We start from the raw sequence: 13,844 nt of genomic DNA, 5'->3' as shown, positions 1-13,844 counted from the left end.
CCGCCTGGATTAGTGTCAACGTTACCTGGCTGCTTTCGCGCCGGACCGCGCGGGGAATGGCGTGGTTAAAGGCCCGGCGCGGGCCGGCGCGCCTTAGGGCAATGTAAGGAGATAGGCGTGTAGGGTCCCCGCGTGCCGGAATGCGGCACCACAGTGGATAGGAGGACCCTATGGTTTCCATTATTGCAAGCGCGCGCGGGCTGACATTGGGGCTGGCGGCCGCGCTGGCCCTCGCGGGGGCGTCCTGGGCGGCCGACGACGCGCATAAGGACGCGCATGCGCATGACGCCGAGGCGATGACCGAGGCGCCCATGGAAAAGCATGAGATGGCCGGGGCGGAACATGAGATGGCCAAGCCCGGCACGGCGGCCGACACGGTCATGGCCCGGGTCGGGGCCACCGAGATCACCCTCGGTCACATGATCGCGATGGCCATGACAATCCCGCAAGAGCAGACGCAGATCCCGCCGGAACAGCTGTTCGAGGGCATCCTGCAGCGCCTGATCCAGCAAGAGGCCGTGGCGCAGCAGCTTGCGCCCATGCCGCGCATCCTGCAGCTGCAATCCGAGAACGAGCGGCGCTCGCTTCTGGCCAGCGCCGTTGTCGAAGAGATCGGCGCCCGGGTGACCGTCACCGAGGAGGACCTGCGGGCCGCCTACCAGGACCGCTTTGGCGACTTTAAGCCCGCCACCGAGTACAACGCCTCGCATATCCTGGTCGACAGCAAGGACGCCGCGATGGAGGTCGCCGAGGAACTTGCGAACGGCGTGCTGTTTGAGGACCTGGCGCGCGCGCGCTCCACGGGGCCGTCCGGTCCCAATGGCGGCAATCTGGGCTGGTTCGGGCCCGGTTTCATGGTGCCGCCCTTCGAGAACGCCGTGATGGGCCTGAAAAAAGGTGAGGTCTCGGCGCCCGTGCAAACCGATTTCGGCTGGCACGTGATCATGCTTAACGATATCCGTCTACCGAACGTGCCCACCCTGGAAGAGCTGCGCCCCGCGTTGGAGCAGGAAGTCATGAACGAACGCTTTCGCGCCGAGCTGATGGAGATGGTCAACCGGGTGCCCATCGAGCGGGCAAGCCTGGGCGCGGTCGACCCGATGGTGATCTTTGACAGCGAACTGGTGCAATAAAGCAATGACGACCCCGATCTCTCCCCTGGCGCCCGCCGCCTTCCCGGACCTGCCCGAAATCGCCGGCGTGCGCTTTGCGACCGCCGCAGCGGGGGTGTCGGCGGGAGTGAAATACCAAGGCCGCGATGACGTGATGCTGGCGCTGCTGGACGAGGGCACCACGATTGCCGGGGTGTTCACCCAATCCGCGACGCGGTCGGCCCCGGTGTTGGATTGTCAGGCAAAGCTGGCCAAGGCCGGACCAGATGACGACATCGAGCCCGCCGCGATCCTGGTGAATTCAGGCAACGCGAACGCCTTCACCGGGCGCGCCGGGGACGAGAGCGTCGCGCGCCTGTGCCAGGCTGTCTCTGAGGCGGCCGGAGTGCCCGCGGATCGGGTATATACCGCCTCAACGGGCGTGATCGGCGAGCGCCTGCCGGACGAGCGCATCGCGGGCGTGATGGGCGATCTTGTGGCCCGCGCGGGTCAAGACGATGCCGAGGCAGCCGCGCGTGCGATCATGACCACCGACACCTTTGCAAAGGGCGCCAGCACCGAGGTGGACGGGGTTAAGATCATCGGCATCGCCAAAGGATCTGGCATGATCGCGCCCGATATGGCCACGATGCTGGTCTATATCTTCACCGATGCCGCGGTGGAGCAATCGGCGCTGCAGGATATGGTCTCTCGGCTCAACACGGGGACCTTCAACTGCATCACCGTGGACAGCGACACCTCGACCTCTGACTCGCTGATGGTGGCCGCTACGGGCAAGGCCGGTCCCGCGGGCCCGGGGTTCGAGGACGCGCTGCATGGCGTGATGCTGGACCTGGCGCATCAAGTGGTGCGTGACGGCGAGGGCGCAACCAAGTTCGTCGAGATCAACATTACAGGCGCGGCGACCGTTCAGGACGGGCAACGCGCGGCGATGGCCGTGGCGAACTCTCCCCTGGTGAAGACCGCCATCGCGGGCGAGGACCCCAATTGGGGCCGCGTCGTCATGGCGGTGGGCAAATCCGGCGCGGCGGCGGATCGCGACAAGCTTTCGATCCGGTTCGGCGACATCCTTGTGGCCGAGAATGGCTGGGTCGCCGAGAGCTATACTGAGGAGGCCGGGGCGGCCTATATGAAGCGCGACGAGATCACCATCTCGATCGACCTCGGCATCGGCACGGGAACGGGCACGGCCTGGACCTGCGACCTGACGCATCAGTACATCTCGATCAACGCGGATTACCGCTCTTGAGGGGTGGCCGGAAAATTGGAATTTTCCGGACCAGTTTTTTTAAAAAAACTGGCACCCGGCCATGAAGACGGTGCTTGTATCCGCGGTCGCGCTGATCGACCGGGACGGTCGGGTGCTCTTGGCGCAGCGGCCCGAGGGCAAATCCATGGCGGGGCTCTGGGAGTTCCCTGGCGGCAAGGTGGAGCCGGGCGAGACGCCCGAGGTCGCGCTGATCCGCGAGCTTGAGGAAGAGCTGGGCATCAACACCTGGCAGAGCTGCCTGGCGCCGCTGACCTTCGCCAGCCACAGCTATGAGGACTTCCACCTGCTGATGCCGCTGTTCGCCTGCCGCAAATGGGAGGGCGTGGTGCAATCGCGCGAGGGGCAAGCCTTGAAATGGGTGCGCGCGCAGGACCTGCGCGACTATCCCATGCCCGCGGCGGACGTGCCGCTGATCCCCATCCTGCGGGACTGGCTGTAAGGCGATCCCAGGCAACGTGGTTGCCGGTTCTCCGTCCGGCACTGCGCATAGGCAGATGAGCGCGCCAGCGTTGCCTGCAAACGCCCCTGCCGCGCGCAGGTTTAGGAGATTCTAAATCAATGTGAGCGTTAATCCGGGCACGGCATCATCCAATTTCTGGGGAGGGCCACCATGCTCCGTACCATACTTTTAGGAAGTTGCGTCTCTGTGCAGGGGACGTTTGTTAGACAGTTCAGCGATGGGAAAATCGCGGTGCAGGTCGGCAATAAGGTCTTTTCGGGCTACCCGATAGGCGCCCGCGCGGCGTAGCCGCGGCGAGCCGCCCAAGGTAATCTCGACAGACCGACCGCCGCGTGCAGGCCGCGCGCGCCAGCCTTAGGCCAGCGTGCGCTCTACTTCCTCGCGCTCGAAGATCTCGATCACGTCGCCCTGGCGGATGTCGTCGTAGTTCTCGAACGCCATGCCGCATTCCTGGCCGGACTGCACCTCGGGCACCTCGTCCTTGAAGCGCTTCAGCGTCTTCAGCGTGCCCTCGTGGATCACCACGTTGTCGCGCAGCAGGCGCACGCCCGCCGAGCGGCGCGCCACGCCTTCGGTGACCAGGCAGCCCGCCACGTTGCCGACCTTGGTGACGCGGAAGACCTCTTTGATCTGGGCGTAGCCGATGAAGTTCTCGCGCACCTCCGCCGACAGCAGGCCAGAGGCCGCCGCCTTCACATCGTCCACCAGGTCGTAGATCACCGAGTAGTAGCGGATCTCGACGCCCTTCTGGTTGGCGCTGTTGCGCGCCGGCGCGTTGGCCCGCACGTTGAAGCCAAAGACCGGCGCCCGCGACGCCTCGGCCAGGCCGATGTCGGATTCGGTGATCGCGCCCACCCCCGAGTGCAGCACGCGCACGCGCACCTCGTCGTTGCCGATCTTCTCCATCGCTTGCACGATGGCCTCGGCAGAGCCCTGCACGTCGGCCTTCACCAGGATCGGCAGCTCGGCCACGGTCTCGTCGGCCTTGGCGTTCGCCATGAGCTGTTCCAGCGTGGTCGCAGCGCCAGCCGCGGCGCGCTTGTCCTTGGCGGCGTCCTGGCGGTACTCGGCGATCTCGCGGGCCTGCGCCTCGGTGTCGACCACGTTCAGCACATCGCCCGCCTCGGGCGTGCCGTTCAGGCCCAGCACCTCGACCGGCACCGACGGCCCGGCCTCTTTCACGCGGTCGCCCTTGTCGTTGACCAGCGCGCGGACCTTGCCCCACTGTTCGCCCACCACAAAGATGTCGCCCTGCTTCAGCGTGCCGTTCTGCACCAGAACGGTGGCCACGGGGCCGCGGCCCACGTCCAGCTGCGCCTCGATCACGGCGCCAGAGGCGGCGCGGTTCGGGTTCGCCTTCAGCTCGAGGATCTCCGCCTGAAGCGCGATCGCCTCGAGCAGCTCGTTCAGGCCCGTGCCCTTGATGGCCGAGACCTCGACGTCCTGCACCTCGCCGGACATCTTCTCGACCATGACCTCGTGCTGCAGCAGATCGGTCCGCACCTTGTCGGGCTGCGCCGCGGGCAGGTCGATTTTGTTGATCGCCACGATCATCGGCACCTCGGCCGCCTTGGCGTGGTTGATCGCCTCGATGGTCTGCGGCATCACCGCGTCATCGGCGGCCACGACCAGCACCACGATATCCGTCACCTGGGCGCCGCGCGCCCGCATCGAGGTGAAGGCCGCGTGGCCCGGCGTGTCGAGGAAGGTAAGAAGGTCGCCGCCCTGATCCACCTGGTAGGCGCCGATATGCTGGGTGATCCCGCCGGCCTCGCCCGACACGACCTTGGCGTTCCGGATCGCGTCCAGCACCGAGGTCTTGCCGTGGTCCACATGGCCCATGACCGTGATGACCGGGGGCCGCGCGATCAGATCGTCATCGGCGTCCTCGACCGTGTCGATCACGTCCTCGACATCGGCGTCAGACACCCGCTGCACGCGGTGGCCGAACTCCTCGACGATCAGCTCTGCGGTGTCCGCGTCGATCGACTGGTTCTGCGTCAGCATCATGCCGTTGTTCATCAGCGCCTTGACCACGTCGGCCACGCGCTCTGCCATGCGGTTGGCAAGCTCGGAGACCACGATGGACTCGGGCACCTGCACGTCGCGCACGACCTTCTCGCGGTTCTCGGCCCCGCCCATCGCCTTTTGGCGCATGCGCTCTTGCTTACGCTTCATCGCGGCAACCGAGCGATGCCGGCCGTCACCGCCGGTCAGCGCCTGGTTCAGCGTCAGCTTGCCAGAGCGGCGGCCGCCGTCGTCGCCGCGGCCACGGTTGTTGCGGTTGCGGTCGTCGCGCTCGCGCTCGGGGCGCTTGGGCGGCGAGGACGGCTTGTTGGGGCTGCCGCCACCGGCGGGCCCGCGCTTTTCTTCGACCGGCGCCGGGCCGGCCTTTGCTTTGGCAGCGGCCTCTGCGGCGGCGGCCTTTTCGGCGGCCTCGGCCTCTAGCCGGCGCTTGTCCTCGTCGGCCTTGGCCTGGGCGCGCTCTTCACGCTCGCGCTCTTCACGCTCCTTGGCCTCGACCTCGGCGCGGCGGCGGTTGCGCTCTTCTTCGCGCGCGCGCTCGTCGGCGGCGCGTTTCTCGGCCTCTTCGCTTTCGCGCGCCTTCGCAGCGGCGAGCGCCTTTTTGCGGCGCTCCAGCTCGGCCTCGCTAAGCCCGGCGGGGCGCTTGGACGGATCCCCGCCCGACGACGCACCGCCAGATTTCGAAGGGGCACCCGGCTTGGGCACCACAACGCGCTTGCGCTTGGTCTCAACAACGACGTTCTTCGTGCGTCCGTGCGAGAAGCTCTGCTTCACCTGCCCCGAACGGGCGCTGCCACGGAGGCCGAGAGTCTTTTTGCCGTCTGTATCGCTCATGTGGTCTTTCAACCCTTCCCGGCGGTGGGCCCACCGCCATTTTCACGCAAGCCCTTTAGCCGCGTGGCATCCTCTATAACACGTTTGCTGAGTCCACCAGGGCCAAGAGCGCTATGTATCACATGATCGCGCCCGAATGCCAAACCCAATTCATTTGCAGTCAAGCAACCAATGAACTTGCCGTTTTCCGGCGTACTCAGCTTCGATTTTCCTCGACCCGAGCCGTCGATGGCTTGGATCAGAACCTTGGCTTCGCCCTTATCCAGCCAGGACTTTACTTTTTCGTAACCGGCCACCGCGCGGCCCGCCTTTCGGGCCATGGCGATGCCCTCGATCACCCGCTTGGTCAGCTGGCGCTCGATCTCATCGACCAGCGTTTCCGGAACCTGTACGGACTGTTTCGCGGACCGAGAGAATAGCCCCTTCTGCACGGCCTTGTCCAGGGCGGCCCGATCCGCGGCCACCCAGATCCCGCGCCCGGGCAGCTTGCCCAGCACGTCCGGCACGACCGAGTTATCCGGCCCCACAACAAAGCGGATCAGGCCCGCCTTTGGCTGGCTCTCCCCGGTGGCGATGCAACGCCGCTCCGGTTCGGTTCGATCTTTAGGCCTGCCCCCACGGGTCATTGGCACATGCGAGGCCCATCAGGCCTCGCCCTCCTCAGCAGTAGCGGCGGTGGTGGCGGTGGTGGAGTCTTCGACCTGTTCCTCTTCCTCGGCCTCGGCCTCGGCCTCTTCTTCCTCGGTGACCAGATCGTCGGGGTCGACCCAGCCCAGCTGGATCCGGGCGGTCATGACCATGCTCTGCGCCTCTTCCAGCGAGACCTCGAACTTCTCTAGCACGCCGTCATCCTTGTGCCGCTCGCCGTCCACGGTGGTCCAGCCTCCGGCCAGCTCCCAGTCGGCGCAGGTGGCGAAGTCCTCCAGCGATTTGATGTCGTCCAGCGCCAGCGCCTCGACCATCTGCGGGGTGAGGCCCTCGAAGGTGACCAGGCTGTCCTCGACGCCCAGCTCACGGGCATGCTCCAGCGCCTTGCGGTTCAACTCTTCGATGTAGTCGCGGGCGCGGGCCTGAAGCTCTTGCGCGGTGCCCTCGTCGACGCCCTCGATCACGGTCAGCTCGTCCAGCTCCACATAGGCCACCTCTTCGAGGTTGGTGAAGCCCTCCGAGACCAGCAGCTGGGCGAAGAACTCGTCCAGGTCCAGCGCTTCCATGAACAGCTTGGTGCGCTCTTCGAACTCGGCCTGGCGGCGCTGGCTCTCTTCCTCTTCGGTCATGATGTCGATGTCGAGACCGGTGAGCTGGCTGGCCAGGCGCACGTTCTGGCCGCGGCGGCCGATGGCGAGCGAAAGCTGCTCGTCCGGCACCACGACCTCGATGCGCTCGGCCTCTTCGTCAAGCACCACCTTGGTGACCTCGGCGGGCTGCAGCGCGTTCACCAGGAAGGTCGGCGCGTCCTCGTTCCAGGGGATGATGTCGATCTTCTCGCCCTGCAGCTCGTTCACCACGGCCTGCACGCGGCTGCCGCGCATGCCCACGCAGGCGCCGACCGGATCGATCGAGCCGTCATAGCTGATCACGGCGATCTTGGCGCGGCTGCCCGGGTCGCGGGCCACGGCCTTGATGTCGATGATGCCGTCATAGATCTCGGGCACCTCCATCTTGAACAGCTCGGCCATGAACTCTGGCGCGGTGCGCGACAGGAAGATCTGCGGGCCGCGCGGCTCGCGGCGCACGTCCTTGATGAACACGCGGATGCGGTCGTTGGGGCGGTAGCTCTCGCGGCCGATCTTCTCGTTGCGGCGCAGCACGGCCTCGCCGCGGCCGATATCCACGATGACGTTGCCGTATTCCTCGCGCTTGACCAGCCCGTTGATGATGGTGCCGGCGCGGTCCTTGAATTCCTCGTACTGGCGGTCGCGCTCGGCCTCGCGGACCTTCTGCAGGATCACCTGCTTGGCGGATTGCGCGGCGATGCGGCCCATCTCGACCGGCGGGACCTCTTCCTCGAAGAGGTCGCCGACCTTAGGGTCGTCCAGGTACTGCTTGGCCTGCTCGACGGTGAACTCGGCCTGGTAGTTCTCTAGCTCTTCCTCCTCGACCACGGTGCGCACGCGGGTGAAGGTCGCCTTGCCGGTCTTGCGGTCGATGGTGACGCGGATGTCCATCTCGGCGCCGTAGCGGCTCTTGGCGGCGCGGGCGAGGCTTTCTTCCATCGCCTCAACCACCAGGCCGGGGTCGATCATCTTCTCGCGGGCCACGGCCTCGGCGGTCTGGAGCAGCTCCAGCTGGTTGGCGGATGTGATTGCCATGTCTTAGTCCTCCTCGGAGACCGCTTCCTCGGTCTCGATGTCGTCAAATTCCTGCTCGTCGATGATGCCGGCCGCCTTGCGCTGGCGCAGCATCTCCTTGATCAGATCGTCGGTCAGCACCAGCTTGGCCTCGGCCAGCCAGTCGAATTTCAGCCCCACGGTGCCCTCGTCGATATTGACCAGCACCTCGTCGCCCTCGACCCCGGCCAGCACGCCCTTGAAGCGCTTGCGCCCGTCGATCAGCTCTTGCGTCTCCAGCTTGGCGTCGTAGCCCTCGAAGGTCGCGAAATCCTTGAGCCGCGTCAGCGGCCGGTCGATGCCGGGCGAGGAGACCTCTAGGTTATAAGCGTCCTCGATCGGGTCCTCGACGTCCAGCGTGGCGGAAACGGCGGTGGAGATCGCGGCGCATTCATCCACCTCGATCCCGCCCTCGGGCCGCTCGGCCATGATCTGGATCGTGGGGGTGTTGCCGCCCATGTAACGCACGCGGACCAGCTCGAACCCCATGCCCTCGAGCACGGGGGTGATGATCTCGGCCAGGCGGCGGTCGATCTGGGCTTTGGCGATCAGGTCACTCATAGGGTCGGTAGGTCCAAGCACAAAAAAACGGGCGCGCGGCCCGTTGATATTTCCCGGTGGAGCCTTGGGGGTGGAAGCCGAGGCGCCGCTGTTGAGGGGGATATACGTAACATGGGGCGGAACTACAAGGGGTAGATTTGGCTCTTCGCACACCACATATTGTGTTATTAGAAGTTACCCTATCCCACCAATCGAACGCTTCGTCAGAAGTTGTGGACAATATACTTGACTCACACAACAGCACGCGGAATCCTGAAGTGTGGTGACAAAAACGAAATGGACCGCCTAGCGCCAACCAGAACGGTCCAAACTCGTAATCCGCGCCATAGCACGAGGGCCATGCGGATCCCGAAGGTAGTTCGAGTGGAATCCAATTCGAACGGGTTGTCAACGGTCCTCCTAACATAGGAGCCGTTTAGTTATGGCAAACTTTCAAGGTACCTGCGCCTGGCAGGGGAACTCAGGCACAAACTACACATATTGGGTGTATCCGATCCGGACAAGGTTCACCAAAGATCCTGGCAATTACATCTATACAAAGAAAGATCACCTCGGACGTTGGGTCAATGTCTACACTGGGCAAACCCAAGACCTGAGCACACGGTTTGATGATCACCACGCGATGCCCTGCATACTCCGTTGTGGAGCTACGCACATCCACGTTCATCAAAACACGGGCGGCAAGCAGGCTAGGCTGGACGAAGAAACCGACATTCGAAAATATTACGACCCGACTTGCAACAAGCAATAGCCCGGCACGGTCCGCGAAAACAAGTAGGATGGGGTTCAACCCCATCCTACCCCCGTCCCTACCGTTGCATGCAAACTGGCGAGCTGCAGGGCCTCGGGCTGTCGGCGGATGCCTCCGCGGCAAAGGGCAACTGAGCGGGCAGGTTCCGCGCGGCGCTGCTAATCCACGGCCCGGATCAACTTGCGCTCCAGCACGCGCAGCACGGTCTTCAGGTCATGCCCGCGCTTCAGGATCTGCCCATCCATCGCCACCACAGAATAAAGCCCCTGGCGATTTCGAAGCCGGGGGCGTTTTTCGATGCGATAAAGCGGCTGCTCCGCGGTGCGCCGGAACACCGCGAACACGGCGACCTCGCGCAGGCTAGAGATCCCATAGTCGCGCCACTCTCCGGCGGCGACCATGCGACCGTAGAGGCCCAGGATCACGCCCAGCTCTTTGCGGTCGAAATGCACCTGCTCTGGTGCGGCGTTCGGGCGGGGAAATGGGGTCGGCGTATGAACCGTCATGGGGGTAGCTTGGCCGCATCCTTGGCCAAAATCAAGCGCCGCCGCAATTCCGCCCCGAAAAGACCCCGCAACAGACGCGGGCGCTCCCACATCCCGCCGCACGGCAACGCGATAACCGGACCTGTAGCGAAGAAGCTAACTCGGCGCCGCGGTATCATAGCCCCCACCCAGTCCGCGGCGCCGAGATTTTCGCCTCCCCCCCCAAACAGCCAGAGCATCGCGCCTCGGATGCGCGCTTTGCACGGCCTTTGGGCCGCTCTTGGCCCGTCAGGGTTGCGCGCGGCGCGCCAAGCAAGATATGGCGTTCCCGTCCTGCCCTGGCCCGCGCAAGGAGGCTAACGAACGTGACCCGCACCGATTGGATGGCCTCCGGCGGCGTCCTGCTTTTGCTGCTGGTCGTGGCGCTGGCCGTGGGCTTTATGCACGACTATTCGCTTTATCTGCATCAATGGCGCGCGATTCTGGCCGGCGGCGATCCCTGGGCCGCGCAGTTCCAGGGGCGCGAGATCCCGTTCAACGCCTATGGCCCGCTGCACGCGGCGTTCGCCTTGCCCTATGGGCTGCATCCGCTTGCGCCAAAGGCGATCTTTGCCTGCCTGTGCGCGGTGGTGTTCGCGCTGTGCCTAGTCGAGGCGCGCGGTGGCCGCCCCGGCGCGCAGGTCGATCACCGGCGGCTCGCGCTGCTGTTCCCGCTGGCGCCCGCGGTGATCATCGCCATCCCGGCCTTCGGCAATAACGACATCGTCCCCGCCAGCCTTACCTTCCTCGCCCTGATGGCCCATAGCCGCGGGCTGCGGACCGTGGCGGGGCTCTGCATCGGGCTGGGCGCCTTGGTGAAGTTCTATCCGCTGCTGTTTGCGGCCTTCTTCGCGCTGAACCGGGGGCGGCTTGACCTGCGCGTGCCGCTGGTGGCGCTGGGGGTGTTCCTGGCCGGGATGGGTCTGGCCTATGCCGTCTGGGGCGACAGCGTGCTGGCGCCGTTCCTGTTCGGCTCGGGCCGCGAGGCCAAGATGCTGTCCGTGCTGCGGTTCCTGCGCTCTGTCGAGGTCGTCGAGGCCTCGGCGCTCTACGCGCATCTGCTGGACCGCAACGCGCTCTACGCGCTGGGGGCGGTGGCGCTGGTGGGCCTGCACGCCTGGCGCGCGCGCTGGCCGTGGGAGCTGGCGGTGCTGCTGGGCACGCTGAGCGTCTTCGTGACCTATAAGGTCGGGCACCCGCAGTTCTTCGTGTCCTGGCTGGCGGTGCAGGCCTGGATCCTGGCGCGGCGGCCCGACCCAGAGGCGGTGCTTGCGGCGCGGGCCCTGCTGCCGGTATCGGTGTATCTCTCGCTGTTCCAGGTCACCTACCTGGTGAGCCGCCTGGTCGACGGCGCCTATCTGGCGAACGGCTGGTTCTTCGTGCGCGAATACGGGTCGCTACCGTTCCTGGCCTGCGTGGCCTGGGGGCTTTGGCGCGCGCGGGCGGTGGTGTTTCGCCGCTGGCGGCGCCCGGCGGGGTGGTCGCTTTAGGCGCGATGCTTATGCGGCGGCCGGTGGTGGCCCATGCGGGGGCATCAGGGCCTTGAATTTTAGGGAAATCTTAGAGCGAATCAGGGGATAATCGACCCAGGGTGGGCGCCGCGGCGCGCGCGTTCTAGGAAAACGAGCCGTGGCAGAACCAGCCCGACGACAGGGCGCCGCCATGCGCGTAATACAGCCAAAGCCGATCGCCATGCCCCGTTGTCACCTGGTAATAGTCCCGCACGCCGGAGCGCCAGTCCGGCTCGTCCAGCCACCATTCGGGCGAGATCCGCTCTGGCCCGCGCGCCGTCACCACCTCATGCGCGCGCCCGCGCCAGCGGAAGGAGAGCGGCAGGGCGGGCATGTCAGGGCCCTGCACCGGCTCGGGCCGCCAGATCAGCAGCGGGCGCGGCGTGGGCGCGCGCGGCCAGGGCGCCGCGGCGGGCTCTGACCAGGCCGCGGCGAGGCGTTTCGAGGTCTTCTCGGGGATATGGCTGTCGGCGGGGTGCATCCGGGTGATCGCGTCCAGCCCGATCCGGGCGCCCAGCCGCCCGATCAGGTCATCCAGCGCCGTGTTCGCCGAGAGCCGCGCGTTCACCTGCGCCGCCGCGTCCAGATGGCCGCGATGCTGCCGGTCGTGCAGCGGCTCGGTCACATGCGCCTCGATCCGCACGCAGTCGATGCCAAAGCCCGCGTCGATATCGGGCAGCTTCATCAGCAGCAGCGGCTTTATCCGATCCGGGCTGGCCGAGGCGCGCGCCATACCGACCTCGAGCGTCTGCATGGTGCTGTCGGCCCGAAACAACTGGAACTTGACCCGGCGCGCGCCGCGCCCCTTGGCCTTCAGGCGCGCCTCTAGCTCTGGCAGCAGCCGGTCCACCGCCGCGATGATATCCGTGTCGAGCCCGATGGGCTCTGGCAGGGTCAGCCGCACCGCGAAATGCAAGGGCGGCTTGGCGGGCGAAACCGGCTCTGGCTCCATCCCCAGGGCCTGATCCAGCCGCTGCACCAGCGCGCGCCCAAAGCGCCGGGCCAGGGCGGCGCGGGGCGTGCCGCTAAGGTCCCCGATGCGCCGAAGCCCCAGCCGCACCAGGTTTTCCGCCGTGTCAGGGTCGATCCGAAGCGCCGAGACCGGCAGCGGCGCCAGCACCGAATGCGCCTTGCCCGGCGGGGCGATCCGGTTGAGATCCGCCGCCTCCACGCCCGGCTTGGGCGCGGCCCCACCCTTGGTCCAGTGCCGCCGCTTGGCGGCGCGGGCGCGGGTGGCATAGGCCTCTTGGTCGATGGCGTCCCCGGTGCGGCTCATCGCCACCGGCTGCCCGGCATAGCGCGCCAGGGCCCAGGCGGCCCCCACCGTGTCGGCGACCCCCGTTTGCACCGTCAGCCCCAGATCGGCGCAGTCCTCGGCCACCTGGTGCAGCAGCGGCTCCTCGCCGCCGAAGAGATGCGCGCAGCCGGTCAGATCCACCACAAGCGAGGCGGGGGCTTCTTCGGAGACCCAGGGGCTGAACTTGCCCGCCCAGCGCCGCAGCACCGCCAAAAACTGCGCCTCGGCCTGGGGGTTGGCCAGACGCGTCAAGAGCTCGGGGCACATCGCCTGGGCATCCCGCAAGGGCTGGCCGGCTGTCAGCCCCGCCGCGCTGGCCTCGACCGAGAGCGAGGCCAGCACCTGCGTGTTGCGCCGGTCCTCAACCACGGCGAAGGGCTGCGCCAGCATACCGCGATCCAGGCGCAAGAGACGCTCGGCGGCGAGGCGCGGGAACCACAGCGAGAGGATACGACGATTGGGCATACAGACAGCAGATGTTCACACTATGTTCTCATTCCTACTGCGAGTCGCCCAAGCGAGTCGAGTCCTTGCGGGCCCGCCAAACGCGGTTAGACTGCCGGCATGAAACGACTTGCCCTGCTCCTCTGCCTCGCCGCCACCGCCGCCCTCGCCCATCAAGGCGTGCAGAACCCCGCCGTCATGGCGCGCATGCATGCGATGAAGGACATCGCCGGGCAGATGAAGCTGCTGGGCGGGATGGCCAAGGGCGCGACCGCATTCGACGCCAGCGCCGCCCAGGCCGCCGCGGCGGTCATCACCCAGAAGGCCGCGGCCACAAAGGATCTCTTCCGCGCCCAGGAGGACGACCCCAAGTCCGAGGCCCTGCCCGCGATCTGGGCCGACTACGCCGATTTCGAGGCCAAGGCCGACGCGCTCACCCAAGCCGCTCAGGCCGCGACCACCGTGGCCACGGCCGAGGAGCTCGCCGCCGCGATGTCGGCGCTCGGCGCCACCTGCCGGGACTGCCACCGCGCCTATCGCGAGTAGCCGTTATCCAAATGTGCGCTGCCGCGCGCTCTTTTCTCAGCAAGCCCAGAGGCGACGCGAAACGGGACCGCCCGCATGGCGCCAGGGTCGCGCCGCCCGTATTTTTGGCCAAGAAGAAGCAGGGGCTTGATCGGGCAACACATTTGCTGCGAAGAATGCCGCAACAGAATGTTTTCCTC

General features: G+C 66.4%; 11 protein-coding genes. 5 read left to right on the top strand and 6 right to left on the bottom strand.

All coding sequences use genetic code 11. From position 1 onward, the window contains the following. The first annotated feature begins 170 nt into the window (after positions 1-170). The 3 genes from AIOL_RS19525 to mutT all read left to right on the top strand — a co-directional run bounded on the left by AIOL_RS19525 (position 171) and on the right by mutT (position 2,821). Positions 171-1,133: a peptidylprolyl isomerase gene (locus AIOL_RS19525; RefSeq protein ID WP_049644517.1), complete on the top strand. Its 963-nt coding sequence runs from the start codon at positions 171-173 to the stop codon at positions 1,131-1,133. Between the two features lie 4 nt (positions 1,134-1,137). Further along, positions 1,138-2,361: a bifunctional glutamate N-acetyltransferase/amino-acid acetyltransferase ArgJ gene (gene argJ, locus AIOL_RS19520; RefSeq protein WP_049644516.1), complete on the top strand. Its 1,224-nt coding sequence runs from the start codon at positions 1,138-1,140 to the stop codon at positions 2,359-2,361. A 61-nt stretch (positions 2,362-2,422) separates the two neighbouring features. Beyond that, positions 2,423-2,821: an 8-oxo-dGTP diphosphatase MutT gene (gene mutT / locus AIOL_RS19515; protein WP_049644515.1), complete on the top strand. Its 399-nt coding sequence runs from the start codon at positions 2,423-2,425 to the stop codon at positions 2,819-2,821. 375 nt (positions 2,822-3,196) lie between these two features. Here mutT and infB read toward each other — a convergent pair whose 3' ends face one another. The 5 genes from infB to AIOL_RS19490 form a co-directional block, all read right to left on the bottom strand. After that, complete coding sequence (gene infB, locus AIOL_RS19510; RefSeq protein ID WP_049645560.1) at positions 3,197-5,701, bottom strand: translation initiation factor IF-2; 2,505 nt, start codon at positions 5,699-5,701, stop codon at positions 3,197-3,199. An 8-nt stretch (positions 5,702-5,709) separates the two neighbouring features. Continuing rightward, positions 5,710-6,327 carry an RNA-binding protein gene (locus tag AIOL_RS19505; RefSeq protein WP_049644514.1) on the bottom strand — a complete coding sequence of 206 codons (618 nt, stop codon included), beginning with the start codon at positions 6,325-6,327 and terminating at the stop codon, positions 5,710-5,712. 18 nt (positions 6,328-6,345) lie between these two features. Continuing rightward, on the bottom strand, positions 6,346-8,013 hold the full coding sequence (gene nusA, locus AIOL_RS19500; protein ID WP_049644513.1) for a transcription termination factor NusA: 1,668 nt from the start codon (positions 8,011-8,013) through the stop codon (positions 6,346-6,348). Positions 8,014-8,016: 3 nt separating this feature from the next. Further along, positions 8,017-8,592: a ribosome maturation factor RimP gene (gene rimP / locus AIOL_RS19495; RefSeq protein ID WP_049644512.1), complete on the bottom strand. Its 576-nt coding sequence runs from the start codon at positions 8,590-8,592 to the stop codon at positions 8,017-8,019. A 909-nt stretch (positions 8,593-9,501) separates the two neighbouring features. Further along, positions 9,502-9,849 carry a DUF2794 domain-containing protein gene (locus tag AIOL_RS19490; protein WP_049644511.1) on the bottom strand — a complete coding sequence of 116 codons (348 nt, stop codon included), beginning with the start codon at positions 9,847-9,849 and terminating at the stop codon, positions 9,502-9,504. 344 nt (positions 9,850-10,193) lie between these two features. On the opposite strand from AIOL_RS19490, the gene AIOL_RS19480 reads away from it, so the two are divergent. Then, positions 10,194-11,357 carry a glycosyltransferase family 87 protein gene (locus AIOL_RS19480; RefSeq protein WP_049644509.1) on the top strand — a complete coding sequence of 388 codons (1,164 nt, stop codon included), beginning with the start codon at positions 10,194-10,196 and terminating at the stop codon, positions 11,355-11,357. Positions 11,358-11,481: 124 nt separating this feature from the next. Here AIOL_RS19480 and AIOL_RS19475 read toward each other — a convergent pair whose 3' ends face one another. Next, positions 11,482-13,140, bottom strand: coding sequence for a Y-family DNA polymerase (locus AIOL_RS19475; RefSeq protein ID WP_049644508.1), 1,659 nt, complete (start codon positions 13,138-13,140; stop codon positions 11,482-11,484). A gap of 99 nt (positions 13,141-13,239) precedes the next feature. Here AIOL_RS19475 and AIOL_RS19470 point away from each other — a divergent pair, with 99 nt between their 5' ends. Next, positions 13,240-13,665 carry a cytochrome c gene (locus AIOL_RS19470; protein ID WP_049644507.1) on the top strand — a complete coding sequence of 142 codons (426 nt, stop codon included), beginning with the start codon at positions 13,240-13,242 and terminating at the stop codon, positions 13,663-13,665. The last annotated feature ends 179 nt before the right edge of the window (positions 13,666-13,844 follow it).

This window comes from Candidatus Rhodobacter oscarellae (genome assembly GCF_001078595.1).
Taxonomy (GTDB): domain Bacteria; phylum Pseudomonadota; class Alphaproteobacteria; order Rhodobacterales; family Rhodobacteraceae; genus Rhodobacter_B; species Rhodobacter_B oscarellae.
The sequence above is the reverse complement of the archived record's forward strand: the minus strand, read 5'-3'. Positions and strand labels throughout refer to the sequence as shown.